The 26,040-nt window shown below is 61.9% G+C and carries 21 protein-coding genes; 6 read left to right on the top strand and 15 right to left on the bottom strand.

What is annotated here, in order from left to right; translation table 11 throughout:
- Positions 1 to 2: 2 nt before the first annotated feature.
- The 5 genes from AC2CHD_RS08955 to AC2CHD_RS08935 form a co-directional block, all read right to left on the bottom strand.
- The gene (locus AC2CHD_RS08955; protein ID WP_007008142.1) at positions 3 to 494 is read right to left on the bottom strand and encodes a universal stress protein; all 492 of its coding nucleotides are present in this window, start codon (positions 492 to 494) and stop codon (positions 3 to 5) included.
- Between the two features lie 92 nt (positions 495 to 586).
- Positions 587 to 1,654, bottom strand: a complete 1,068-nt coding sequence (trpS, locus tag AC2CHD_RS08950) for a tryptophan--tRNA ligase (RefSeq protein WP_484553407.1) — start codon at positions 1,652 to 1,654, stop codon at positions 587 to 589.
- A 72-nt stretch (positions 1,655 to 1,726) separates the two neighbouring features.
- Entirely contained in the window at positions 1,727 to 2,920 is a 1,194-nt protein-coding gene (locus tag AC2CHD_RS08945; protein ID WP_484553406.1) for an acyltransferase family protein, read from the bottom strand.
- A 67-nt stretch (positions 2,921 to 2,987) separates the two neighbouring features.
- On the bottom strand, positions 2,988 to 4,550 hold the full coding sequence (murJ, locus tag AC2CHD_RS08940) for a murein biosynthesis integral membrane protein MurJ (protein WP_229450347.1): 1,563 nt from the start codon (positions 4,548 to 4,550) through the stop codon (positions 2,988 to 2,990).
- Positions 4,551 to 4,800: 250 nt separating this feature from the next.
- A complete protein-coding gene (locus tag AC2CHD_RS08935; RefSeq protein WP_484553405.1) occupies positions 4,801 to 7,599 on the bottom strand; it encodes a [protein-PII] uridylyltransferase in 2,799 nt (932 codons plus the stop codon).
- A gap of 134 nt (positions 7,600 to 7,733) precedes the next feature.
- Here AC2CHD_RS08935 and AC2CHD_RS08930 point away from each other — a divergent pair, with 134 nt between their 5' ends.
- Positions 7,734 to 8,693 (top strand): small ribosomal subunit Rsm22 family protein, encoded by a 960-nt coding sequence (locus tag AC2CHD_RS08930; protein WP_484553404.1) that lies wholly within the window; start codon positions 7,734 to 7,736, stop codon positions 8,691 to 8,693.
- Positions 8,694 to 8,707: 14 nt separating this feature from the next.
- Here the strand turns inward: AC2CHD_RS08930 and mutS are convergent, their stop codons facing one another.
- The gene (gene mutS, locus AC2CHD_RS08925) at positions 8,708 to 11,356 is read right to left on the bottom strand and encodes a DNA mismatch repair protein MutS (RefSeq protein WP_484554215.1); all 2,649 of its coding nucleotides are present in this window, start codon (positions 11,354 to 11,356) and stop codon (positions 8,708 to 8,710) included.
- 225 nt (positions 11,357 to 11,581) lie between these two features.
- Between mutS and AC2CHD_RS08920 the strand changes: the two genes are divergently transcribed.
- Positions 11,582 to 13,867, top strand: coding sequence for an NADP-dependent malic enzyme (locus tag AC2CHD_RS08920; RefSeq protein ID WP_484553403.1), 2,286 nt, complete (start codon positions 11,582 to 11,584; stop codon positions 13,865 to 13,867).
- A complete protein-coding gene (locus AC2CHD_RS08915) occupies positions 13,868 to 14,809 on the top strand; it encodes an HNH endonuclease (protein WP_484553402.1) in 942 nt (313 codons plus the stop codon).
- Positions 14,810 to 14,813: 4 nt separating this feature from the next.
- Here the strand turns inward: AC2CHD_RS08915 and olsB are convergent, their stop codons facing one another.
- From olsB to sppA, 9 genes are all read right to left on the bottom strand, one after another.
- Positions 14,814 to 15,689 (bottom strand): l-ornithine N(alpha)-acyltransferase, encoded by an 876-nt coding sequence (gene olsB, locus AC2CHD_RS08910; protein ID WP_484553401.1) that lies wholly within the window; start codon positions 15,687 to 15,689, stop codon positions 14,814 to 14,816.
- Positions 15,690 to 15,944: 255 nt separating this feature from the next.
- On the bottom strand, positions 15,945 to 18,239 hold the full coding sequence (locus tag AC2CHD_RS08905; protein WP_484553400.1) for a PAS domain-containing hybrid sensor histidine kinase/response regulator: 2,295 nt from the start codon (positions 18,237 to 18,239) through the stop codon (positions 15,945 to 15,947).
- A gap of 67 nt (positions 18,240 to 18,306) precedes the next feature.
- Complete coding sequence (acuI, locus tag AC2CHD_RS08900; RefSeq protein ID WP_484553399.1) at positions 18,307 to 19,302, bottom strand: acrylyl-CoA reductase (NADPH); 996 nt, start codon at positions 19,300 to 19,302, stop codon at positions 18,307 to 18,309.
- Positions 19,303 to 19,365: 63 nt separating this feature from the next.
- On the bottom strand, positions 19,366 to 19,863 hold the full coding sequence (gene lspA, locus AC2CHD_RS08895) for a signal peptidase II (protein WP_007008129.1): 498 nt from the start codon (positions 19,861 to 19,863) through the stop codon (positions 19,366 to 19,368).
- Positions 19,860 to 20,720, bottom strand: coding sequence for a TrmH family RNA methyltransferase (locus tag AC2CHD_RS08890; protein ID WP_484553398.1), 861 nt, complete (start codon positions 20,718 to 20,720; stop codon positions 19,860 to 19,862). Before AC2CHD_RS08890 ends, lspA begins: the two co-directional genes overlap by 4 nt.
- On the bottom strand, positions 20,717 to 21,754 hold the full coding sequence (locus tag AC2CHD_RS08885; protein WP_484553397.1) for an RsmD family RNA methyltransferase: 1,038 nt from the start codon (positions 21,752 to 21,754) through the stop codon (positions 20,717 to 20,719). The genes AC2CHD_RS08890 and AC2CHD_RS08885 overlap by 4 nt, the downstream gene beginning before the upstream one ends.
- A 99-nt stretch (positions 21,755 to 21,853) precedes the next feature.
- On the bottom strand, positions 21,854 to 22,180 hold the full coding sequence (locus tag AC2CHD_RS08880) for a LapA family protein (protein WP_484553396.1): 327 nt from the start codon (positions 22,178 to 22,180) through the stop codon (positions 21,854 to 21,856).
- A gap of 42 nt (positions 22,181 to 22,222) precedes the next feature.
- Positions 22,223 to 22,510, bottom strand: coding sequence for an integration host factor subunit beta (locus AC2CHD_RS08875; protein ID WP_229450334.1), 288 nt, complete (start codon positions 22,508 to 22,510; stop codon positions 22,223 to 22,225).
- Between the two features lie 75 nt (positions 22,511 to 22,585).
- Complete coding sequence (gene sppA / locus AC2CHD_RS08870) at positions 22,586 to 23,548, bottom strand: signal peptide peptidase SppA (protein WP_484553395.1); 963 nt, start codon at positions 23,546 to 23,548, stop codon at positions 22,586 to 22,588.
- 363 nt (positions 23,549 to 23,911) lie between these two features.
- On the opposite strand from sppA, the gene lptC reads away from it, so the two are divergent.
- From lptC to lptB, 3 genes are all read left to right on the top strand, one after another.
- On the top strand, positions 23,912 to 24,616 hold the full coding sequence (lptC, locus tag AC2CHD_RS08865) for an LPS export ABC transporter periplasmic protein LptC (RefSeq protein WP_484553394.1): 705 nt from the start codon (positions 23,912 to 23,914) through the stop codon (positions 24,614 to 24,616).
- Positions 24,617 to 24,660: 44 nt separating this feature from the next.
- The gene (locus tag AC2CHD_RS08860; protein ID WP_459439533.1) at positions 24,661 to 25,218 is read left to right on the top strand and encodes an LptA/OstA family protein; all 558 of its coding nucleotides are present in this window, start codon (positions 24,661 to 24,663) and stop codon (positions 25,216 to 25,218) included.
- A 75-nt stretch (positions 25,219 to 25,293) separates the two neighbouring features.
- On the top strand, positions 25,294 to 26,028 hold the full coding sequence (lptB, locus tag AC2CHD_RS08855) for an LPS export ABC transporter ATP-binding protein (protein WP_484553393.1): 735 nt from the start codon (positions 25,294 to 25,296) through the stop codon (positions 26,026 to 26,028).
- Positions 26,029 to 26,040: the final 12 nt, after the last annotated feature.

Below are 26,040 nucleotides of genomic sequence, written 5' to 3'. Positions count from 1 at the left end.
GCTTATGCCAGACTTTCGATTTCCTCGTCGCTCAGATTTTGGGGGACGACGGTGACGGGGATGGGAAAAGCAGCCGTCTTGCCGGCGATCGACGAAACCAACGGTCCCGGCCCTTCCTTGGAACTGCCCGCCGCCAGAACGAGAATAGCGATGTCCTGGTCTTCCTCGATCAGCTTGTGAATCTCGTCGGCGGATTTTCCTTCGCGCACGACGAGCTCCGGCTCGATGCCGATGGTCTCGCGAACCTTGGTCGCGTGGGTGTCGAGAGCCGCATTGGCGGTTGCCGTGGCTTCTTCACGCATGATCTGCTCAACACCGAGCCAATGCTGAAAATCGCCGGGTTCGATCACGAAAAGAAGCACCAGAACGCCGTTCGTCGACTGGGCACGCCGGGCCGCATAGGCAACGGCCCGTTCGCATTCGGGCGTGTCATCAATGATGGCAAGGAATTTGCGGCGGTGTCCCGCCTCGCGGATCAGTCGCTTGGAGACCATTCACACGTCCTGTTTCGCCGGCGAGTGACCCGCCAATTCCGCGCAATCTGCCATCGCAGAGAGCTTTCGGCAAGACGGGGCAGTCAAAGGCCTCACCCGTCGATGAGCCCGATGATCTCGCGCACCATCTTCATGGTCGCTTCCGCCTTCTCGCGCGCCCGGCCAGCACCTTCACGCAGAACACCGTCAATATAAGCCGGGTCGTCGAGGATGCGGCGCATTTCACCAGCGATCGGAGACAGTTTCTCGACCGCAAGTTCCGCCAGTGCCGGCTTGAACTCGGAGAATTGCCGCCCACCGAACTCTGCAAGCACATCCGCCTTGGTGGCACCGGAAAGCGCGGCATAGATGCCAACGAGGTTCTGCGCCTCGGGCCGCTCGGCCAGGCCGTCCAGTTCTGAAGGCAGAGCCTCGGGGTCGGTCTTTGCCTTCTTGATCTTTTTGGCGATGGCGTCGGCGTCGTCCGTAAGATTGATGCGCGACAGGTCGGACGGGTCCGATTTGGACATCTTCTTAGAGCCGTCACGCAGGCTCATCACGCGCGTGATCGCGCCTTCGATCAGCGGTTCGGTGAGCGGGAAGAAGCCGTTCACCTTCTCTTCGCCCACCTCCATCTCCACGCCATAACCCAACTCGGCGATGCGGGCTGAGAAGTCGTTGTTGAACTTCTGCGCAATGTCACGCGTCAGCTCGAGATGCTGCTTCTGGTCATCGCCCACCGGCACGTGGGTGGCGCGATAGACGAGAATGTCAGCAGCCATGAGGCTCGGATAGGCGAGCAGGCCGAGCGATGCGTTCTCACGGTCCTTGCCGGCCTTGTCCTTGAACTGCGTCATGCGGTTCATCCAGCCGATGCGCGCGACGCAGTTGAAGATCCATGCGAGCTCAGCGTGCTGCAGCACCTGGCTCTGGTTGAAGACGATGTTCTTCTTCGGATCGATTCCGCTCGCCAGGAAGGCGGCGGTGATCGAACGCGTCTGGTCGGCCAGATCGTCATGCGTCATGGTCGCGGTCAGCGAATGCAGATCGACGACGCAATAGATGCACTCATGGCTCTCCTGAAGCGCGACAAATTTCTGCAACGCGCCCAGATAATTGCCGAGGTGAAGATTGCCCGTCGGCTGAACGCCGGAGAAGACGAGCTCCCTGAATTCGCTCATGGATCTTTCCTGAATGCCCTGTGGAGCGCGAAGGCCGCGCGCCATGGCTTATGAACGACGCGAAACCGGCAATCAAGCCCCACGCATCGATTGCGTTTCCGCGCCACCCGCCGGAAGCGGTTTTCCACGAGGCGGAAGCCCCACCAGAAGGCCGATGCGCCCGGGCAGCAACTCAACCGCCGCGGCGAACAGGAAAGAGCCGGCGAACGTGATCGCAAGAACCAGCAAATATTCCGTCCAGACAGCGAGCCCAAGCGGCAACACGTAATAAAGGGCCGCCACCACCACGGTCTGGTGGACGATATAAAGTGGAAACACCTTGCGGTTAAGCCATGAGACAGTGGCACTCGGTGCATCCAGATACTTCGCGGTGAACCCGCATATCGCCAGGATCATCGTCCATGCGAGCGCCATTAGCAGCACCTTGTATAGTGGTGTCATGGTCTCATAGTCGCCGATGAAGTAGCCGCCAGCTCCTGTCCATGAAAAGAGGTAGAGCGCTAAAGTCAGCGCCGCCGCAGACCACGCGCTTTGCCAGCGTAAACCCACGACATTCCCGATCAGCGCTTGATGGTATCGCGCGAAAAGAAAGCCGAGCCCGAACCAGCTCGCCCATACCGCAAACCATGCACCGTCATTGTAGAGCGCATTGGTCTGGCGCGGGAAGAAGGGCGACAGCGCGAGATTGAGCACAAGCGGCAGAAGGAAAAGCAGGTAAACCCAGGAGGAGCCCGCCACCCGCTGGAACCAGTCGGTCACCGGTTTCATGAAGGGCTGGTCGATCAGGCGGAAGACCGGATAGCAGACGACGGTCATCACCAGCAGATAGGCAACAAACCACATATGCGCCCAGGTGAAATTCCCCTCCGGATATTTGCCCTCGGTGAAATAGCGCGTGAGCCAGAAGGTGAGGAACGAGCCCTCATAGCCATTCTCATACATGCGCTCGTACCAGACCTGCGGAACGATGATGACACACATGGCGAAGATCAGCGGCGGGAAAAGCCGCATGAACCGACCCTTCAGGAAGGTGAGATCATGGCACCGCCGGTAGACAAACCAGGTTCCCATGCCTGACACGAAGAAAAGCAGGGCAAGCCGCCATGCGCGCGGGTGTTTCATAATCAGCGCCAGTGTGGCGCTGCCCTCCGGCGCCTCAATGAGCCATTTCATGTCCGGAAAGAACGCGACGGAGGCGTGATATGCGATCAGCAGCATGAACGCGGAAACACGCAGGAAATCGATGTAATAAAGACGTTGCTGCATGCTTCTCCCCCCGATATTGCGAAGGGCATGCTATCAGCAGCGCCTTCGCATTCGGTTAATTGGGGGCTTATCTGCCGCGTCTGCGCCGAACACGCGCCAGTTCTGCCCGGTCGATGCCGCCGGTCGCGAGCGCCACGCCGAAATAGGCAATGGCTGCCAGTAGGACGATGCCAACAACCGTGAGTACACGCACGATCAACAGATCGTGCCCCACGAACCCGGGCAGCGCAGCAAGCAGCGCCCATACAACGGCCCCCATGACCGCGCTCGCAAGCAGCATGAAGGCGATGCGGCGGAGAGTGAGCGACGAGGGGCGAAAATCACCCCGCCGCCAGAGGGTAATGGCCAGAAGAAGCACGTTCACCCAGGCAGAGAGCGCCGTCGCGGCCGCGATGGCCACATGACCATATACAGGGAAAAACAACAGGCTTGCCGCGATGTTCACCGCAACCGTGATCAGCGAGAACCACATGGGTGTTTTCATGTCCTCGCGGGCAAAAAATGCGGGCTGGAACACTTTCGTCAGCACATAGGCCGGCAGGCCGCTGGCGAAGGCGGCGAGCGCCGCCGCCGTCATTGCGGTGTCAAGTGCGGTGAACTGGCCGCGCTCATAAAGCAGCGCAACGATTGGTGCAGGCATCACCATGAGCCCCACGGCAGCCGGCAATGTGAGCCCCAGCGCGAATTCCATGGAGCGGTTCTGCAGATGCTGGGCATCCGCGTGATCGCCGGCCTTCAGGGCGCGTGAGAGCTCCGGCAGAAGCACCACACCCACGGCGATGCCGATGACGCCGAGCGGCAACTGGTTGATGCGGTCGGCGAAGTTCAGGAGGCCGATGGCGTTGTCCTGTGTGGAGGCGATGATCTGCCCGACCAGAAGATTGATCTGCATGATACCGCCGGTCAGAAGCGCCGGCGCCATGAGCACAAGCAGGCGTTTGACACCCGGCGTGAGGCGCGGACGCCGCACCCGCATGGAGTAGCCTGCGCGGCGCGCACCCTGGATGAGAAAGAAAAGCTGCGCCAGACCCGAGGCGAACACGCCCCAGGCAAGCCAGATGCCCGTCTGGCGCGGGTCAAACTGCCAGAAAAGCGCGACGAGCAGAACCCCGATCAAAATGACGTTGAGAAGCGTCGGCACCAATGCCGCCAGGAAATAGTGGCGCATCGCATTCAGAATGCCGGAAAACATGGCCACGAGCGACATGCAGAACAGATAGGGGAACATGATCCGCGTCATGATCACCGTCAGATCGAATTTCTCCGGCGTGTCGGCAAAACCCGGTGCGATGATGGTGGAGACGAGGAAGGGCATGGCCAGCATGGCCACAGCGGAAAGCAGCAGAAGCACCGTGACCAGAACGGCGAGCACATTTTCGCCAAAACGCCGCGCCGCCTCAATGCCGCCGCCCTCCATCTCCTTTGCAAACAATGGAATGAAGGCGGTGTTGAACGCGCCTTCAGCGAACAATCGGCGGAAGAGATTGGGAAAGCGGAATGCAGCGTAGAATGCATCGGTTACAGGGCCGACACCGATGGCGGCGGCAATCAGCGCTTCGCGCACAAAGCCGAGGATGCGGCTTGCCATGGTGGCGCTGCCGACACTGGCGAATTTTCCGATGAGACTCATGGAAGGAAAGACCTGAAATTGGGGGCGGGATGGGGGCTGCAGTCCATAGAATTGCGATGCTGAGATGCTCTGGCATGGATCCTCGGGTCAAGCCCGAGGATGACGAACTCATTGGAAACCCTGAGTGCCCCGAGACGAGCGAGCAAGCGGACAACATTCCGCTTCGTCATCCTCGGGCTTGACCCGGGGATCCATGCCGGAACGCTGCTGCCGCTGCCGCCCCGCAAGGCTCCCTCCCCCTCCGTTCCGCTCATTCGGCAGCCGCCCGTGACTTGCCTCTCGCCGATCGCTCCACGTCGCTTTCCAGCGTTTTCAATAGCGCCTTGCGGATCGCATCCAGCCGGTCGGTGCTGACGATCTTCTGGCCTGTGAGATCGGTCACGTAAAACGTGTCGATCACCTTTTCGCCAAACGTCGTGATGTGTGCCGAGGCAATATCAAGCGAGAGGTCGGAGAGCGTTTCGGTCACCTCAGAAAGAAGACCGGGCCGATCGAGCCCCTTGACCTCGATGACGGAGAAGCGGTTCGACAGGGTGTTGCCAATCTCCACGCGGGGCTCGACGCGGAATGCCCGGGTGCCGCGGCGTGGCTTCGCGCGCTTCTCGATCATGTCGGGCAGATAGGATTTGCCCGAGAGCACATCCTCGATGAGCTTGCGCACGCTTTCGGCGCGGCGGCGCTCATCGGCATCGAAATCGAATTCGCGGTTGATCAGGATCGTGTCGAGCGCGCGGCCATGGGTGGTGGTGAAAATCTGCGCATCGACGATGTTCGCTCCCGCCGCCGAGCACGCGCCAGCGATGATCGACAGGAGGCGCGGGTGATCGGGCGCGAACACCGTGATCTCCGTCACAGCCTCGAATGTATGCGGCTTGACCATCGTTGCCAGCGGGCGCTCTTCCCTGTCGGCTTCGCGAATAAAGTCCGCGTGACGGATCTGGTCATCCAGATCAACAGCCAGCAGGTAGGCCGAGTAGTGCAGATCGAGATAGTCCTCGATGTCCTTTTCAGGCCAGCCATGCTCTTCAAGTGCCCCTGCCAGCCGCTGGCGCGCCTCGTCTGCACGGGTGGAGCGCGGCGCTTCGGAGAAGCCACCGGTCAGAAGCACTTCGGTCTCGTAATAGAGCGTGCGCAGAAGCTGGCCTTTCCAGCCATTCCACACGCCGGGGCCGACGCCGCGAATGTCGCAGACGGTCAGCACCAGAAGCAGCTTCAGCCGCTCCACAGACTGCACCATGTCGGCGAAGTCCTGGATCGTCTTGCGGTCGTTCAGATCGCGCGTCTGGGCGACCATGGACATGTCGAGATGATGCTCGACCAGCCAGGCGATCATCTCCGTTTCCTTGGGATCGAATCCCATATGCGGGCAGAGCCTGCGGGCGATGCGTGCACCTGCCGTGGAGTGATCCTCCGGCCTTCCCTTGGCGATGTCGTGCAGGAGAAGCGTCGTGTAGAGCACTTCGCGCCACGGCTTCAGCGACGGCATCAGCGAATGGGAAAGCGGATGCAGCTTCTCGCCGTCGCCATGCTCGATTTCCGAAAGCACGCCGATGCAGCGGATGAGGTGCTCGTCGACCGTATAGTGGTGGTACATGTTGAACTGCATCATCGCCACGATCTTGTTGAAATCGGGGATGAGCTTGCCCAGAACGCCGGCCTCGTTCATGCGGCGCATATTGAGCGCGGGATCGCGGTCGGATGTCAGCACATCCATGAAGAGGCGGTTTGCCTCTTTGTCACGGCGCAGATTGCGATCGATCAGCTTGAGCGAACGGGTGAGCAGTTTCAGCGCCTCGGGGTGATATTCGAGCCCGTGTCGGTCTGCGAACCAGAACAACCGCAACAGGTTCACCGGGTCGCGCTCGAACACGCCTTCATCGGCCACGTTGATGCGGTGATTGTCGACGATGAAATCGCTGGTGCCGGCAAGTTTTCTACGGCGGCGCGAAAAGTTCATGAAGAAGCGGTTGAAGCCGGGCACATGCTTGCCCTGTTCTTCCTCAAGCGCTGCACAGAAGATGCGTGTCAGGTCGCCCACGCCCTTGGCCGTCAGGAAGTAATGCTTCATGAAGCGCTCGACCGCCGACAGGCCGGGATGGCTTGTATAGCCAAGCCGCTCTGCGATATCGCGCTGGATATCGAAATGCAGCCGCTCTTCCGCCTTTCCGGTGAGGAAATGCATGTGGCAGCGCACCGCCCAGAGAAAATCTTCCGCCTTGCGGAACTGGAGATATTCCTTGCGGGTGAAGACGCCCTGCCCCACCAGGTCTTCCGCGCGGCGTACGCGGTAGAAATATTTTCCGATCCAGAACAGCGTGTGCAGGTCTCGCAGGCCGCCCTTGCCGTCCTTCACATTGGGCTCGACCAGATAACGGCTCTCGCCCGCCTTGGCGTGACGCAGGTCGCGCTCGGCGAGCTTGGCCTGGCTGTATTCGGCGCCCGTATCCTTGACCACTTCCTCGTCGAAACGCTCGACCATTTCTTCATAGAGTGGCTTCTCGCCGCAGATGAAGCGCGCTTCCAGAACGGCGGTGCGGATCGTCATGTCGGTGCGCGCCTGGCGGATGCACTCGTCGATGTTGCGGGTGGCATGACCGACCTTCAGCCCCATGTCCCACAGCATGTAGAGCACATATTCCACGATCTGCTCGCCCCAGGGCGTCTGCTTGTAGGGCAAGAGAAACAGGAGATCGATGTCGGATCCGGGCGCCAGCGTGCCGCGCCCATAGCCGCCGACCGCCACAATCGCCAGGCGCTCCGCCGATGACGGGTTCTGCGTCGGATAAACATGCGCCGCCGCAAAATGCTGCACTTCGGAGATGATCACATCCATGAGATGCGAAAGCCGCGCGGCGCAGGCCGTGCCGCCGCCATCGTTCATCAGCATGGTTTCGGCCGCCTTGCGGCCTTCCGCAATGCGCGCCTTCAGCGCCTTCATAATCTTCGAGCGCTGCTCCGGACCGCTCGTCTCTTCGGCAAAGGCTGATAGTTCGGCACGCAGCGCGGTGCCGTCTATGATCTGATCGAGCTTAAGTGGAACCTTGGCCATGAGTTTCCCGAATTGGCGGCGCTGTATAGCCTGTTTTCGCCCGCTGCGAAATGGCTGTCAAAAACTGCGGTTGCAGCACAGACACCCGGCCGCTATGTCGCAGAGGTTTCGCACAGAAAGCACACGGGTTTCAAATGGAGCTTCCCGCCCCGCTGCGCCAGGCAGTCGACGCATATCTGGAGGGCACGCCGCTTTCCCAGATACAGGATGCTGCCCAGCGCCTGTCAAAGCGCTATCGCGCCGAAACCCGTGACGGAAGCCTGCATGTGGGCGATGCGCTGGCTGCAAAAGCCTATCTGGCAACCCGCCTGCCCGCCACCTATGCCGCGGTGCGCCAGTGCCTGGCGGAGACCGCAGCACGGCGTGAGGATTTTGCGCCATCGTTCCTACTCGATGTGGGCGCAGGCCCGGGCACCGCGCTCTGGGCCGCACATGCACAGTGGCCACACCTCGGTGCGGCGACGTTGATCGAAACCAGCACTGCCATGCGCAAGGCGGGAGCAGAACTGGCAAGATCGCTCGCCATAGACACGAACTGGCATGCCGCCAGTGTGGAAAGCGGGCTTGCGGACATCGCGCCCGCCGACCTCGTGACGCTCTGCTATGTTCTGGACGAGCTTGCTCCGGCGGTACGCGAAACGCTGATCGACCGTCTCTGGGCCCTGACCGCCGACACGCTGGTGATCGTGGAGCCAGGCACCCCTACCGGATGGCAGCGCATTCTTGCCGCACGCGACCGGCTCATCGCCCTTGGCGGCCACATTCTCGCCCCCTGCCCGCATCACGCGCCCTGCCCGGTGGCAGCGCCCGACTGGTGTCATTTCTCCCGCCGCGTCGCCCGCTCGCGCCTGCACCGCACGGCCAAGGGCGGCGAGGTGCCGTGGGAGGATGAGAAATTCAGCTATCTGGCGGTTTCACGCCGTGCCCCCGACGACCGCCCCGCCCGTGTGCTCGCCCCACCGAAAACGGCAAGCGGCATGGTGCGGCTGAAACTGTGCACCAGCGACGGCGCGCTGGACGAGCCCCTCGTCACCCGCCGCGAAGGCCGCACCTTCAAGGCCGCCCGCAAGGCCGACTGGGGCGATGTGCTTTAGATTGGTAGCGCAGCCTATTTCTCAGCCGCGAGCTGCTTCAGCCGATAGAGCGCCTCCAGCGCTTCACGCGGTGTCATGTCATCAGGGTTGATCCCGAGCAGTTCCTCGCCAATCCGATCCGGCGTCTTCGACGCTTTCGCTTCCTGCTTCGCCGCCACCGAGAAGAGCGGCAGATCGTCGATCAGTTTCGACGCCTTGCCGGAGGTCTCGCCCTCTTCGAGCTGCTGGAGCACCTCGCGCGCGCGCTCCACCACCGCATTCGGCAGACCGGCGAGCCGTGCCACCTGCACACCGTAGGAACGGTCGGTCGCGCCGCGCCCCACCTCGTGCAGGAACACCACGTCGCCCTCGAATTCCTTCACCCGCATGGTGACGTTGGACAGCCGCCCGAGCTTTTCGGAAAGCGCGGTCATCTCGTGGAAATGGGTGGCGAAGAGCGCGCGGCAGCGGTTCTCTTCATGCAGATATTCAACCGCCGCCCAGGCGATCGACAGGCCATCGAAGGTCGCCGTACCACGACCAATCTCGTCGAGGATCACCAGCGCACGCGGCCCAGCCTGATTGAGGATCGCCGCGGTCTCCACCATCTCGACCATGAAGGTCGAACGGCCACGCGCCAGATCATCGGATGCGCCAACGCGGCTGAAGAGGCGGTCCACCACGCCGATGCGGGCAACGGACGCCGGCACGAAGGAGCCCATCTGCGCCATGACTGCAATGAGTGCGTTCTGGCGCAAAAAGGTCGATTTACCGCCCATGTTCGGACCGGTCAGAAGCCAGATCGCGCCGGCCTCTTCCCCACCTGTCGGCGAGAGATCGCAGTCATTGGCGACGAAAGGCTCAGCAAGCTGCTTGCGCAACGCCTGCTCCACCACCGGGTGACGCCCGCCCTCAATGTGAAAATCGAGACTGTCATCCACCTGCGGGCGGCAATAGTTTTCCGCTTCCGCAAGCTCGGCAAGTGCTGCCGAAACATCAAGCACCGCTAGCGCATCCGCCGCAGCGCGGATGCGGTCGGCGGCGGCCACGGCTTCCGACAGCAGTTGATCGAAGACGCCAAGCTCGATCTGCAAGGCGCGGTCGGCGGCGTTGGCGATTTTCGTTTCCAGTTCCGCCAGCTCCGTCGTGGTGAAGCGCATGGCGTTGGCCATGGTCTGGCGGTGGATGAAGCGCGCCTTCGCCTCGTCCGTGCCGGTCATCACGCCGGCATTGTTGGCCGTGACCTCGATATAGTAACCAAGCACATTGTTGTGCCGGATCTTGAGCGACTTGATGCCCGTCTCCTCGGCAAGCTGCCGCTCCATCCCGGCGATAACCCGGCGCGACTGGTCGCGCAGCGCGCGCATTTCATCGAGCTCGTCATTGTAGCCAGCGCAGATGAAACCGCCGTCGCGCTTCAGAAGCGGGAGCTCGTCCGCCAGTGCGCGCGATAGATGGGCGGCGAAGTCCAGAGGCAATCCGGCAATACCCGACAGCGCCCCGGCGATCTCCGCAGGCGCGTCCTTGCCCTGAAGCAGCTCCGCCACGCCATGCGCCGCCTCGAAACCGGAGGCGAGCGCGCCGAGATCGCGCGGGCCGCCACGGTTGAGAGCCAGACGCGAGAGCGCGCGGGCAATGTCCGGCACGCCCTTCAAAAGCCGGCGCACAACTTCGCGCAGGCCCGGCTCGCCAAGGAAGAACGAGACCGCATCAAGCCGCCCGCCAATCGCTTCCGGATCGGTGAGCGGTGACATGAGCCGCTCGTAGAGAAGCCTGCTGCCCGCCCCCGTCACCGTGCGGTCGATCGCCTTGGCCAGACTGCCCTCGCGGCTGCCCGAAAGCGTGCGGCCAAGTTCCAGATTGGCGCGGGTGGCCGGGTCGATGAAGAGGCTCGCGCCCTCATCATCGCGCTCCGGGCGGCCAAGCGGCGGACGCTCTGCCTTTTGGGTCTTCTCCACATAGGCGACCGCGCCGGAAATGGCCGAAAGCTCGGCGCGGGAATAGCGGCCAAAGCCTTCCAGCGTCGCCACACCATAAAAGCGCGTCAGGCGCATTTCGGCAGAGGCGGAATCGAACAGGTTCGCCGGCTGCGGATTGGCCACCCGCCCCAGCACATCGAAGGCAGGCCGAAAAGCCTCGTCATAATAGACGGCCTCGGGCACGATCAGTTCGCGCGGGTCAATCCGCAGCACATCGGCCAGAAGCCGGTCGGGCCGCGTGGGCGCGACGCGGAATGCGCCGGTGGAAATGTCGATCCAGGCGAGCGCCAGGCTCTCATCCCCGCCCTTCACCCGGCCAAGCGCCATCAGGTAATTGGCCTCGGAGGGATCGAGCAGCTTTTCCTCGGTGATGGTGCCCGGTGTGACCAGCCGGATCACATCGCGCTTTACCACGGATTTCGAGCCGCGCTTCTTGGCCTCGGCAGGGTCTTCCATCTGCTCGCAAACGGCCACGCGATGGCCAAGGCCGATCAGCTTTTGCAGATAATCGTCTGCCGCATGCACCGGCACGCCGCACATGGGGATGTCGTCGCCCTGATGCTTGCCGCGCTTGGTCAGCGTGATGCCCAGCGCCCGGCTGGCGATCTCCGCATCCTCGAAGAACAGCTCGTAAAAATCGCCCATGCGATAAAACAGGAGCGAATCGGGATTGGCCGTCTTGATTTCGATGTATTGCGCCATCATGGGCGTTGCCCCGGCGGCGGCCTGCATTGCCTTGTGGCGCATGGGCGTTTCGTCGTTCAAGGAAGGGCTCCCGGCCTTTGCATTGGCTTTGTACTGGCTTCAAATCAACAGCTTCAATCTGCTTGGCCATTTACTGGGCAAAAGTGTAGCCTTATGCACCCGTCACTGGCAAAACTCCACAGAAAGCATAAGCCAGAGCCCGTCTCCCGGAGGAAACAAGCCGACATGCCCAACGATAAAAAGTCCGAACGTCAGGGACCATCCGTCAGCCCGCAGGAAGCGCTGGACTTCCACTCATCCGGCAGGCCCGGCAAGCTGGAAATCACCCCCACCAAGCCGATGGCGACACAGCGCGACCTGTCGCTTGCCTATTCTCCGGGCGTGGCCGTGCCCGTTCAGGCCATTGCCGAAGACCCGAGCCGCGCCTTCGACTACACGACGCGCGGCAACATGGTGGCCGTCATTTCCAACGGTACGGCGATCCTCGGCCTCGGCAATCTGGGCGCACTTGCCTCCAAGCCGGTGATGGAGGGCAAGTCCGTGCTCTTCAAGCGCTTCGCCGATGTCGATTCCATCGATCTGGAAGTCGACACGGAAGACGCCGACGCCTTCGTCAACTGCGTCAAGCTGCTCGGCCCCTCCTTCGGCGGCATCAATCTGGAAGACATCAAGGCGCCTGAATGCTTCATCATCGAAAGCCAGTTGCGCGAGCTGATGGACATTCCCGTCTTCCATGACGACCAGCACGGCACGGCCATCATCGCGCTCGCCGGCCTCATCAACGCGCTGCACCTCACCGACCGCGACATCAAGACGACCAAGCTTGTCTGCAATGGCGCGGGCGCTGCCGGCATTGCCTGTATCGAGCTTGCCAAATCGCTTGGCCTCGCACCGGAAAACGTCTTCCTCTGCGACACGAAGGGCGTGGTCTACAAGGGCCGCGAGGAAGGCATGAACCAGTGGAAATCCGCCCATGCCGTGGAAACCGACAAGCGCACGCTGGCCGAGGCGCTGGAAGGGGCGGATGTGTTTTTCGGCCTTTCGGCCAAGGGGGCGCTTACGCCGGCCATGGTGCAGTCCATGGCGAAAAACCCGATCATCTTCGCCATGGCCAATCCGGACCCGGAGATCACGCCGGAGGAAGTGGCCGAAATCCGCACCGACGCCATCATGGCGACGGGCCGCTCGGACTATCCCAACCAGGTCAACAACGTCCTCGGCTTCCCCTATATCTTCCGTGGCGCGCTCGATGTGCGCGCGACCACCATCAACGACGCGATGAAGGTGGCCGCTGCCGAGGCGCTGGCCGAGCTTGCCCGCAAGGACGTGCCGGACGATGTGGCCGCCGCCTATCAGGGCAACCGCCCGAAATACGGCCCCAACTACATCATCCCCGTGCCGTTCGACCCGCGCCTCATCTCGGCCGTGCCGGTGGCTGTTGCAAAGGCGGCGATGGATTCGGGCGTTGCCCGCCGCCCCATCCTCGACATGCAGAAATACGAAAACGAGCTTTCGGCCCGCCGCGATCCGCTCGCCTCGACGCTGCAGCGCATCTACGACCGGGTGCGCCGCCAGCCCAAGCGCGTGGTCTTCGCCGAGGGCGAGGAAGAACAGGTGATGCGGGCTGCCGCCTCCTATGTGAACCAGAAGCTCGGCACCGCCATCCTGCTCGGCCGGGAGGAGCAGATCCGCGAGACGGCGCGGCAGGCGGGCGTCGATCTTTCCAAATCCGGCATCGAGATCATCAATGCGCGGCTTTCGCGCCGCAACAGCATCTATGCCGACTATCTCTATGAGCGCCTGCAGCGGAAGGGCTATCTCTTCCGCGATGCGCAGCGCCTCATCAACAACGACCGCAACCATTTCGCCGCCACCATGGTGGCGCTGGGCGATGCGGATGCGATGGTGAGCGGCGTGACGCGCAACTATTCCACCGTGCTCGACGATGTGCGCCGCGTGATCGACGCGCGCCCCGGCCACCGGGTGATCGGCGTCACGCTGGCGCTGTGCCGCGGGCGCACCGTGCTCGTGGCCGATACGGCGGTGCACGACATGCCCAATTCCGAGGAGCTGGCCGACATTGCCGAGGAGGCCGCCGGACAGGCCCGCCGCATGGGCTATGAGCCGCGCGTGGCGATGCTCGCCTATTCCACCTTCGGCCACCCGCCGGGCGAGCGCTCCGAGCGTGTTCAGGAGGCGGTGAAGATCCTCGACAAGCGCCGGGTCGATTTCGAATATGATGGCGAGATGGCCGCCGATGTGGCGCTGAACCCGAGCCTGATGCAGCAATATCCCTTCTGCCGCCTGTCGGGCCCGGCCAACGTGCTGGTCATGCCCGCCTTCCACTCCGCCTCCATCTCCACCAAGATGCTGCAGGAACTGGGCGGCTCAACCGTCATCGGCCCGCTTCTGGTGGGGCTGAACAAGTCTGTTCAGGTGGTTTCGCTAAACGCGAAGGATTCCGATATCGTGAACATGGCGGCGATTGCGGCTTATAATGCCGGGGGGTGATTGGAATTGGATTCTCGGCTTGAATTTTATAATGCCAACTACGATGCAGTTTTTCGTCGCCTCTGGGAGGTTAATGAAAGAATAACCCTTGGCAATAGGTCAAGAAGGCAATGCCGCTTTTGTGGCTTAAGCTCTCCAGAAACTTCCTTTAGAAAAAGAGCTCATGCGGCGCCCGAGTGCATCGGGAATCGCGGACTAACTACTTACTATGAATGCGATATCTGCAATGGATACTTCGGGAGGACGATTGAAAATGATCTAGGCGTATGGCTGAAGCCCATGCGGACATTTATCCGCATTCCAGGGAAACGGGGCGTTCCTACTTTAAAAGACTTATCAGACGAGCACGGCTATAGAATAGAGTACACGGACGGCAGAATAATAGCAAATATTAATGAACACTCTAAAATCGCTATCATAGACGAAGAAAAAAATATAATTTCCTTCAAAATACCAAGAGGGTCATATACACCTGTTGCAGTTTATAAATCATTCGTTAAAATTGCATTAAGCCCTATTCCAGAAACAGAATTTGACCCATTCAGGCCAACCTTTTCCTGGATTTTAGAGCAAGACCACACAAAAATATCGATGCCTCAACTTTTTATACACATTAAAGAAATGGGGCCATTTCAATCTGACAGGATATTTGCTCAGGTTCTTCGGAGAAGAGAAGATGATCACCCTACCCCATACGCATTTCTGATCGTCGGCTTTGGAAATAGTATTTTTCAGGTAATGATCCCGTGCCCGAATAAAGACAGAATACTCTCCGACAAGAAAATAAAATTTCCACCTTTTCCTACCCCTGGCGGCCTCAACCCTGAGAGACACGGAAAACCTTCTTGGGAAAAATTGGACCTCAGCAACACAAATCAAACTTCTGATGAATACAATCTGTCACTAAAATTCGAAAGTATTCATAAATCATACAAGGGATGACGCACTACGCCGCAAAACGCTGCGCTTCAGCCCCGTAGTAATTGATATACCGGTCCGAGATCGCCTCCACCGGCAGCACGACGAACACATCCGTGGTGCCGAAATCATGGTCGATCACGCAGCCATCGCCGAAGCGTGCGCCGAGGCGCAGATAGCCTTTCACGAGGGGCGGCATGGCGGCGAGCGCCGAGCGGGTCTGGATCGCTTCCTTTGGCATCAGATCGAGCGGGGCATAGCGGCTGGCGACGGCGCGCACATGCCATTCAGGCTCCACCTGGCAGAAATGCCCGAGGAAGGAGAGCGCTTCCGCATGGGCGGCCGGCACCACGCCGGGGAAGGAGGCGCAGCCCATCATCACGTCGATGCGCTTCTTGCGGCAATAGGCCCAGATGCCCTGCCACAGAAGCTCGATCGTGCGCTTGGTGCGGTAGGGCGGCAGAACGCAGGAGCGGCCAAGCTCCAGAAAGCGGCGGCCCTGGTGGCGGGCCATCAGCGTTTCGATGGCGAATTCGTCTGCGGAGTAGAATCTTCCGGCCCGGCACGCGCCCTCCGGCGTCAAAAGCCGGTAGGTGCCGACAATGCGGTCGACATCCTCACCCGGCAGCGCGGTGTCGAACACCAGAAGATGGTCGCATACGGCATCGAACGCATCCGCATCGCGGTCGGCACTCAGCGCGCCGAGCGGCGCTTTCGCGCCCATTTCATTGTAGAAAACCCGGTAGCGAATGCTCTGGGCCGCGGCAATCTCCTCCTCGCTGCGCGCAAGGCGCACTTCGAGCGAGCCGATGCGGCCCAGAAGCGCGTCCTCGGCATCGCCGGCGAGCGGCGGCCTTGCGGCCTGGTCATCGAGAGGGGCCCGGTTCAGCGTGATGCCCTGCATTGCTGATTCTCCTCCGCTTGGCGTTGACGCTGAAATAGTGATCGCTTGCGACAGAACTATGACACTACCGTCACACGGGGGTAAGCGGCAAGCGAGTGTGCGGTCCGGGCATCGCCCCTGCTTCACCGGCAGCTCCTTCTGCGAAACCCGGCCTCGCTTCTCAATGGGTCCCGGGTCAAGCCCGGGATGACGCGGTGGTGCGGGGAGAAGGAGGCCGTCACAGCGGGAGCCGGGCCGGTATGTCCCACCCTGTTCTCAGGCCGTGACCTGCAGCTCCAGCGCGGCCAGAAGTTCGTCCGGATCGAGCGGCTTGGTCACAAAGCCATTGGCGCCATGGGCAAGCACGCCGCTGCGCGTCTCTTCCTGCCCGTCGGCGGTGAGAACGAGGATGGGCAGAGGTGCCAGCCCTGTTTCCTCCTCGTGCCGGCGGATGGCGTTGATGGCGTCGAGCCCGTCCATCACCGGCATGTGCAGGTCCATCAGCACCGCGTCGAAGCGCGTGCCCGGCGCGCTCACCGCCTCCACCGCCTCGCGCCCGTTGGAGACGAGCGTCACCCGGTGCCCGGCTCGCGACAGTGCCGCGCGCGCCAGCATGGCGTTGATCTCGTTGTCCTCGGCGACAAGGATGTTGAGCCCGCCCGCACGCCGGCCCATGGTCCCGGCATCATGTGTGCGATCATGCGTTTCCGCAGCCGGCCAGGTGGCCTCGCCCTTGCTGCCCAAAAGCTGGCGCAGCAGCGTCCTGCCCCGCACGGGCCGCGCGAGAAACGCGCCATAGCCGCTGGCGCGAAACGCGGGAAGCCGCCCGCGCTCGGATGGCGTGATCAGCGTGAGCGCGCGGTCTCCGCCAACGCCCAGCGCGTGCAGACGGGTGATCAGCGCGCCATCGTCGCTTTCAAGCGAGGCGTCGACCAGCACCGTGTTGAACGGCCGGCCGCTCTCTTCGGCAAGTCGTGCCGCATCCTCCGCAGTGGCGGCGATGGCCGCGCGTCCGCCATGCACACGCACGGTCATGGCGATGGTTTCGGCCTCCTGCGCGAAGGGCGAGAGAATGACGGCGTTGACCTCTTCGAGCACGGGCTCGACACGGCCCGCCTCGTCCGCCTCCGCGCCCAGCGGCAGGAGCACGGCAAATTCCGAGCCCTCGCCCGGCGTGCTCGCCACGCTGACCGAGCCATTCATCGCGTCGACAATGCGCTTGGTGATGGCAAGGCCGAGCCCCGCCCCGCCATGGCGGCGGGTGGAGCTGCCGTCCACCTGTTCGAAATCCTTGAAAATGCGGTTGATGTCGTCCTTTTCGAGCCCGGGTCCGGAATCGGAAACGGCAATCCGCAGCGCCGGCGCGCCATTCTTCTCCGCCCGCGAGACCGCGACCGTCACCCCGCCCTCATCGGTGAATTTGAGAGCATTGCCGAGCAGGTTGATCAGCACCTGGCGCAGCCGACCCGGATCCGCCGTGATGGTTTCGGGCACATCCGGCGCGATGTAGCAGCCAAGGCCGATGTTCTTTGCAAAGGCGCGGGCAGCCAGAAGCTCGACCACGTTTTCCACGAGCTCGTTCACCGGAAGCGCCTGGGGCTCCAGCTCCAGCCGCCCCGCCTCGATCTTGGAATAGTCGAGCAGATCCTCGATCAGCGCCACAAGCGCGCTTGCCGAAGTGGAAACCGCGCCCACATAGGTGCGCTGCTCGGGCGTCAGTTCCGTGTCGGCCAGAAGCGTCGCCATGCCCATAATGCCGTTCATCGGCGTGCGGATTTCATGGCTCACCGTGGCAAGGAAACTCGATTTCGCGCGGCTTGCCTGTTCGGCGCGTTCGCGCGCGTTGATCAGCGCTGTCTCGGCCCGCTTGCGGGCGGTGATATCGCGCGCAATGGCCCGGTGCGACACCGAATCCGCGCTGTCGTCGCGCACCGAGTGCTCGATCCATGAATACCAGCGCGCCCCGCCACGCGTGTGGATCGCCACATCGGTGGAGCTCAGGCATTCGCCATCGGTGAAGGCGGCATCCGGCACGAGGCCGATGTCGATGCCGAGCTGGCTCAGCGTGCGGCCCACCAGGGTGGAAGGGTCGCGGCCCAGAAGGTCTGCAAACACGCGGTTCACATAGACGATGCGGCCGCTGCGGTCGCGGTGGACGATCAGGTCACCCAGCGCATCCACCAACCCGTGAAAGCGCTCCTCGCTTTCGCGCAGCTCCCACATGCGGTCGGCCAGTTCTTCGAGCTCGCCGCGATTGACCGTCTCGGATTCGGCAAGCGCAGTCGCCATGCGCCGGTCTGCCGTGGAAGCGCGGAAGGCAAGGGCCAACGCAAGGGCGCCCAGCCCCAGAAGCGCTATGCCGACCAGCGGCGAGGCGCCCGTCAGATGGCTGAGCCCGGCGATCAGGATGATCGCGAGGCCGATGGCCACCTCGCCATGATGTGTGGGTACGGGGAGCCGCACCGGCGCGAGCGCCGGTGGCCTGATGCGGATCCTCTTGCGCGGCTGCCGCTCTGGAGAGAGCGTCCTTGCCGGCTTCGGGTCGCCTTTGTCTTTCCCCGCCATTGTCATGGCGAGAACAATAGGCGGCGGGCATTACGGAAGCTTTTGGCTGGCCGTTCGAATTTTAGCGAATGGCTTAACCGGGCATCTCCACCACCACGCGTCCGCGCACCCGGCCCTCGATGATGTCCGTTGCAGCCGAAATCACGTCGCTGAACGGCACGACGCTTGCGATCGCGCCGAGCTTCTTGTGATCGAGTTCCTTGGCAATGCGCTGCCAGGCCTCCATGCGCAGCTCCTTCGGCGCCATGACGGAATCAACGCCCAGCAGCGAGACGCCGCGCAGGATGAACGGCGCGACACTGGCCGGCAGGTCCATGCCCTGCGCCAGCCCGCAGGCCGCCACCGCGCCGCCATAGGAGGTCATGGAAAGCACATTGGCGAGCGTGTGGCTGCCCACCGCATCAATGCCGCCGGCCCAGCGCTCCTTGCCGAGCGGACGGGCGGGACCGGAAAGCTCCTCCCGGTCGATGATTTCGGCAGCGCCCAGCTCCTTCAGGTAATCGGCTTCGGATGCGCGTCCGGTGGAGGCGATCACGTGATGCCCCTGCCCGGCCAGAAGCGCGATTGCGACAGAGCCGACACCGCCGGCCGCCCCCGTCACCACCACCGGCCCGCGTTCCGGCGTGATGCCGTGGCGCTCCAGCGCCATCACGCACAGCATGGCCGTATAGCCGGCGGTGCCCACGGCCATCGCGTCCTTCGGGGTCATGCCATCGGGCAGCGGCACCAGCCAGTCGCCATTCACCCGCGCGCGCCCGGCATAGGCGCCATAATGCGTCTCGCCCACGCCCCAGCCATTGAGAATGACCTTATCGCCCTCTTTCCAGCCGTCATGGGTGGATTTCGTCACCGTGCCGGCGAAATCGATGCCCGGCACGAGCGGAAAGCGCCGCACCACGGGGGCCTTGCCGGTAATGGCGAGCCCGTCCTTGTAGTTGACCGTGGTCGCCTCCACGGCGACTGTAACGTCGCCGTCCATCAGATCATCTTCGGAAAGCTCCGTCCACTCGACGGACTGCTTCTTGTCCTCGTCGCGCGAAATCAGAACCGCTTGAAACGTGTCCGCCATCACTCACTCCGGCTGGTTACGGTCATCAATGATCGCAGACTTTGCGGCGCGGCGGGCGCGAGGTCAATCCGCGTGCGTCTGGCCACCCGTGCGGCCGCGCCGCCAGTCAAGAAACTCGTCGAGGATGACAAGCCCCGCACCGATGGTGATGAACACATCGGCCAGATTGAAGATCGCAAACGACCAGACCGGCGTGTGGAAATAGATGTAGTCGGTGACGAAACCGTTGGTGAGCCGGTCGATGAGATTGCCGAACGCCCCACCCAGAATGAGCGCGAAGCCGAGGCGCGCCCATTTTTGGGCAGATCCCGTGCGCAGTGCGAGATAGCCGATGAACAGGATCACGCCTGCCATCACGAGGCTGAGTGCCATGTCGCTCATGCCGGAAAACATGGAGAAGGCAATGCCGGTGTTGCGTGAATGCAGAAGCGAGAGGAACGGCAGAAGCTCGATCCGCTCATGCAGCGGCATCATCGTCTCGACCAGTTCCTTCACCACCTGATCTGCGACCGTGAAGAGCACGATCAGCAACGCGTAGAACCCGATGGCGCGCGCGCTCATGCGTCGGCCCTTTCTTCAAGCGGCAGCGCCTCGCGCCGGATTTCATAAAGCATCACGCCCGTTGCCACGGCGAGATTGAGCGAATCCGCCCGCCCTGCCTGCGGGATGCGCACGAGTGTGTCGCAGCTTTCAGCAAGCCGGTCCGGCAGGCCCTGCTGCTCATTGCCCATCAGGAGCAGGACCGGCCCCTTCTTGTAATCGACGGTGCGATAATCGACCGAGCCCTTCAGATGCGTGCCCACGACCCGGCCGGCAAAACCTTTCCGCCAGGCGAGAAACGCCTCTTCGCCCGTGCGCACGATGGGCACGGCGAATATGGAGCCCATCGTGGCCCGGACCGTCTCGAAGGAAAACGGGTCGGTGCAGTCGCCAACCAGAATGACACCCTTTGCCCCCACCGCGTCCACGGTGCGCAGAACGGTGCCCAGATTGCCGGGATCGCGGACCCGGTCGAGCGCCACCCAGACGTCGCCATCGGCGGGCTTTACGGTTTCAAGCTTAACCGTCTTCTGCTCGAAGACGCCGACAACCATCTGCGGATTGTCGCGCTTGGTGATGGTCGAGAGCACCTTTTCGCTGACGATGAGAACAAGACCGCCGGATGCCACGGTGCGCGCGGCCAGCCGCTCTACCGCCTCATTGCCGCGCCCCGCCTTGGCATAGAGAAGCGTGCGGATCGTCCAGCCGGCATCGAACGCGTCGATCACCAGCTTCTGTCCCTCGGCAATGAAGGCGTGTTCGCGGTCGCGATACTTCTTCTGCGCCAGCGCGCGAATGTCCTTGATGATCGGATTGGTGAGGCTGGTGACTTCCTTCACCTGACCCGGCCTGCGCCGTTCGTTTTCATGTCCGCTCATGATGCCACCCAGCGCGAAAAGAGCGAGGTGGACAGCGCGCGGCCGGCCGACTTCTCGCGAATAATGAGCTCCCCCGATTCCACCTGGCCACCATCGCCGGCGAATGTGTCGCGCATCAGGGCGTGGATGGCGAAGAAGGAAGCGCGGATGGAATAGGCCGTCAGCACCACCGCCAGCGGCTTGGGTGTCAGGATCGAGCGGCAGAGATCGGCCAGATAGGGCAGATCCTCGAACAGCTGCCACACCTCGCCCTTGGGCCCGCGCCCATAGGCCGGCGGGTCGAACAGAACGATGTCATAAGCATTGCCGCGCCGCGCCTCGCGCTCGGCAAATTTGACGGCGTCCTCACAGATCCAGCGGATCGGCTTGTCGCCAAGGCCCGCCATTTCCTGGTTTTCACGCGCCCAGCCGATCGCCTTCTTGGAAGCGTCCACGTGGGTCACTTCCGCGCCGGCACGGGCCGCAACCAGCGAGGCCAGCCCCGTATAGCCGAACAGGTTCAGCACTTTCACCGGGCGGCGCGCCTCGCGCACCAGGGTTTCCATGTGCGACCAGTGGGTCGCCTGCTCGGGAAACACGCCCACATGGCGAAACGAGGTGAAACGGCCGAGATAGTCGATCCCGTCATGGCGCATGGGCCAGGTCTCGCCCAGCGGCTCTCTGGGGAAACGCCAGCGGCCCATGCCTTCTTCATCCGTATCGCCGGTGAAAATGGCATCCGCCCTGTTCCATTCCGCCGGGCCAAGCGCAGGTTGCCAGATCGCCTGCCCCTCAGGCCGCACGATCCGATAGGGGCCGTATTGCTCAAGCTTCTGCCCGCCGCCGGAATCGAGCAGCGCATAGTCTTCATTGGGCAGCACTTCGAGAATGACGGGCAGGCGCTCATCCGGTAGGGCACCGCTGCGCCGCGGGGGCGCCGGACGAGCACTTGGAGCACTTGTCGCGGGTTGCCGTTGCGGCTTCTCGCTCGGCGCTGAGTGTTTCCTGGGGCTGCGCCGGTCTTCGTTCCGGCGTTTGGGGCGCGCTGGCTTCAATCGGGTCTCCGAAACTGGGCGATCACGCCCGCGCTTCTGCCATAGCCGCGCACGACAGGCAACAAAGCCTCAACCAGCTTCAGCTCTGTCGTACAGCGCTCACGAAGCGGAATGCTTGATCTGCGGTGCATTGCTCGCGACCACAGGCGGAGCCTTGCGCAGCTTGTCGACTTCTTTTCTGCGTTCACGTGCATCGCGGCGGTAGCGCCCCTGACGGACCCAGGTGGCAAGACTGCCAATCACCATGCCCAGCGCCGCAGAGCCAAAGAGGTAGGTGAAGAGCGGCCAATGGACAGTCAGCACGGGATTGCCGGGATTGAACGGGTCGATGGTGAAAGGCACGAGGGCGCGGTTGGCAACTGCCAGCGCAATGATGATCACTGCCAACGGCACGAGAACGAGTACGAGAATGATGCGGTTGGCCATTTCAACCCACTGTTAAATTCTGGAGGCTTCGAGAAAGACCGATCAGTCTTTCTCCGCGTTCAGTCGCTCACGCAGTTCCTTGCCGGTCTTGAAGAACGGGACCCATTTTTCCTCGACTTCGACGGACTCGCCGGTGCGCGGGTTGCGACCAGTGCGGGCCGGGCGGTTCTTCACGGAAAATGCTCCGAAACCTCTCAATTCGACGCGGTTTCCTTCCGCGAGCGCGTCAGAAATCTCCTCGAAGATCGCGTTGACGATGTTTTCCACGTCACGCAGATAGAGATGCGGGTTGCGATTGGCAATCGTCTGCACGAGCTCTGATTTGATCATGGATTCTTTTCCGCCGCTGAGTTGCCCTGTTTGGCACCGTGTGTCTGTGACACAAAGATGATTTTGCTTGCTTTTTTAGTCAGTCAACCTTTTCATTTCAGGTTGCCAGACCGATAGGAGACCGTCAAGGAAGATGCGGTCGGCACCGAGCTCGCGCAGGATGTCGGCACCGCCTTCGGGTACTCCGAGGAAGCGGGAAGCGATCTGAGGCAGAAGGAGACTGCCGGCCGTTTCGCGTTTCTTCCATTCGACAATGTCGAGATCGTCGCTGAGACCCTTTGAAACGAGCCACTCTTTTGCTTCACGTTCGCCGCCAAGCCCATCGACCAGTTTGTTCTCAAGCGCCTGACGCCCGGTAAATACCGAACCGTCGGCAAGTTTCAAGACTTCGTCCCGCGACAAGGGACGGCGCTCGGTGACCAAATCCACGAGCCAATCGTAGCTGTCGAGAATCATGGCGCGGATCATCGCTCGTGCCTCATCGCTCGTCGGCTTGAAAGGCGACGGTTCTGCCTTCAGAGGCGATGACTTGATCTCTTCGAGCTTTACACCCAGCTTGTCCATCAGCCCGCTGACATCCGGGTATTGGAAGAGAACGCCAATGGACCCAACGATTGAGGACTGGCGCGCAACGATATGATCGGTCGCGCTTGCGATCATGTAACCGGCCGACGCTGCCAGTGTGCCCACCTGCGCTGTCACCGGCTTCTCGCTGGCGAGGCGTCGGACCTCTTCGTAGATCGCCTCGCCCCCGGCTGTGGTGCCGCCGGGCGAGTCGATCGTCAGGATCACGCCTTTTACCGATGGGGCCTCGCGGATGCGCTGGAGCCGCTCCAGCAATTCGTCGTCTTCGAAGATCGTTCCGGAAATCTTGACCTGCGCAATGTGGTTTGCGGAAACATCCGCTGCGCTTCCCATGATCTGACGTGTGGCGAACGCAATCGCCAGCACAATGACGGCAAAGGCCACGATCCGCCAGAATGTCAGCTTGCGCCGCAATCGCCGCCGGTCGATCAGTTCATCCGCTCGAGTGGACATGACATCCTCGCTTTCACCTGGTTTCGGTCCAGACCAAGCGCCTTTTAGTGCAAAGGCCAATCCGGGACCACCGCCTTTGTACAAGATTTTGCGTCGAGTACACGCCATGGGCGAGAAAGCCGCAAAAATTGCGCCTAAATCATTGTCGTTAATCCAAAAATAGCCATATTGGGATTGAATGGAGTAAGAAGGGGCGAGTTTGGAACTCGGGGTTTTGTGGCTGCGCTGTTTCGGTCGGAAGCCGTGTTGGGTTGTATCGCCTCATGGATCGTGCGCTCCTCGTCGGATCGTGATCGGTAAGCATCCGGAGGGTTCAGCCCTGATCGGTTCATTGGTCCGCTGCAGCGCACACGGAAAAATAGAATGATTGAATCAGTCAACAGCAGCGCCACGGCGGCGAAGAGCGGGCGGGGGCAGGTAATCCGTAGCAGCGAACGCGGTGTGGAAGCCTTCGAGCAGGCATCCCGGCATTCGCAGCGTGTGCGACTTCTCAAACGCGTTCTTCCCGCGGCGGCTCTTGTGATCACCGTTGTGTTTGCCGGATATTCCTACATCTTCTCGGGCACACGCGGTGCGATAGATCTGGCAAGCGCATCCATCGAGGGCGGATCACTGGTCATGTCCAGCCCCGAATTGAACGGTTTTACCAGTGACGACCGCCCCTACAAGATGACAGCCGAGCGCGCCCGCCAGAAGCTGGGCGGCGAGGACGTGATCGAACTGGAGGGTATTCGCGCTCATGTGCCGGTGGACGCCGATAATTTCGCCACCATTCAGGCGAGTGACGGCATCTATGATCGCGGCAACAATCGTCTGGACATTACCAGCAAGATTTCGCTACGCACCACTTCAGGTATTGTCGCCACCTTGGATTCTGCGGAAATCGACATCGAAAACAGCAGCCTTGCCTCCTCAAAGCCCGTGGAAATCGAGCTTGAAGGAACGAAGATTGCAGCCGATTCCTTCGCAGCGGAAGACGGTGGCAAAGTGTTTGTATTCGATAAACGCGTTCGCGTTACAATCGACCCGTCGCGGCTTCGCGAAACGGCGTCAGCATCGGGAAATTGAATCACGGTCACCGGCGCGATGACCAATCAACGGAGAGGAACACAATGCGCATCGGAAGCTTTTCAAGGCTCGCCTCGGGCGCGCTTCTCCTGACGGGAGTATCGTCTGCCGCAATTGCTCAGGATTCCCAGAGCCGCCTGACGGGTCTCCAGCTTTCCGGTGACAAGCCCATCCAGATTGAGAGCGAGCGCCTTGAAGTGCGCGAGAGCGAAAACGTGGCAGTGTTTTCAGGAAATGTCTCTGTCGTGCAGGGGCCAACCCTCCTCAAGGCCGGGCGCATGAAGGTCTATTACCTGAAAGACGGGGGCTCTGCGGCTACCGGAAGCGCGAATATCGACCGGCTCGAGGTGGACGGCAATGTCTACGTGAAGTCGGAGAATCAGGTCGCCACCGGCGATAGCGCCACCTTCGACATGGCAAGCGAAGTGCTTGTGCTTTCGGGCAAGGAGGTGGTGCTTTCGGAAGGCGAGAACGTGATTGTCGGTTGCCGCCTCACAGTGCAGATGAAGAGCGGGCAGGCAAAGCTCGATGGCTGCAAGGGCGGTGGTTCGGGCGGCCGTGTGAAGATGCTGCTCACCCCCGGCTCACAAAACAGGCAGTAACCCACATTGATTTCCAAGTTGCGTAAGAAGCGGGCGGCAAAACAGCCCGCGGCGGAAAATCCCGCCACCAGCAAGTTGCCCAATTACAAGGGCACGCTTATCGCGCGCGGCCTCACCAAAGCCTACAAGGGCCGCCAGGTCGTCAGCGGGGTTTCCATCGGTGTGCGCGCGGGCGAGGCCGTGGGCCTGCTCGGCCCCAACGGTGCCGGCAAAACCACCTGCTTCTACATGGTCACCGGCCTTGTTCCCGTGGATCAGGGCACGATCCATATCGACGGGCACGATGTGACCGGCATGCCCATGTATCGCCGCGCGCGACTGGGGATCGGCTATCTGCCTCAGGAAGCCTCGATCTTCCGCGGCCTGACGGTGGAACAGAATATCCGGGCCATCCTCGAAGTGGTCGAGCCCAGCCGCAAGGAACGCGACAAGAACCTCGACGCACTTCTTGACGAGTTCAACATCGGCCATCTTCGCAAATCGCCATCGGTGGCGCTTTCCGGCGGCGAGCGGCGAAGGCTGGAGATCGCCCGCGCGCTGGCCAGCCGCCCCAACTTCATGCTGCTCGACGAGCCGTTCGCCGGCATCGACCCGATTGCAGTGACTGACATCCAGCAGCTTGTGCGCCATCTCACCGCCCGCGGCATCGGTGTGTTGATCACCGATCACAATGTGCGCGAAACATTGGGGCTGATCGACCGGGCCTACATCATTCATGCCGGCCAGGTGCTCACCCACGGACGTCCCAACGATATCGTTGGCAATGCCGATGTGCGCCGCCTTTACCTTGGTGAAGGCTTCACACTTTAACCATCCCTGCCT

The organism is Nitratireductor sp. ATLC21, assembly GCF_057196525.1.
This window is presented reverse-complemented; position numbering and strand designations above follow the sequence as displayed.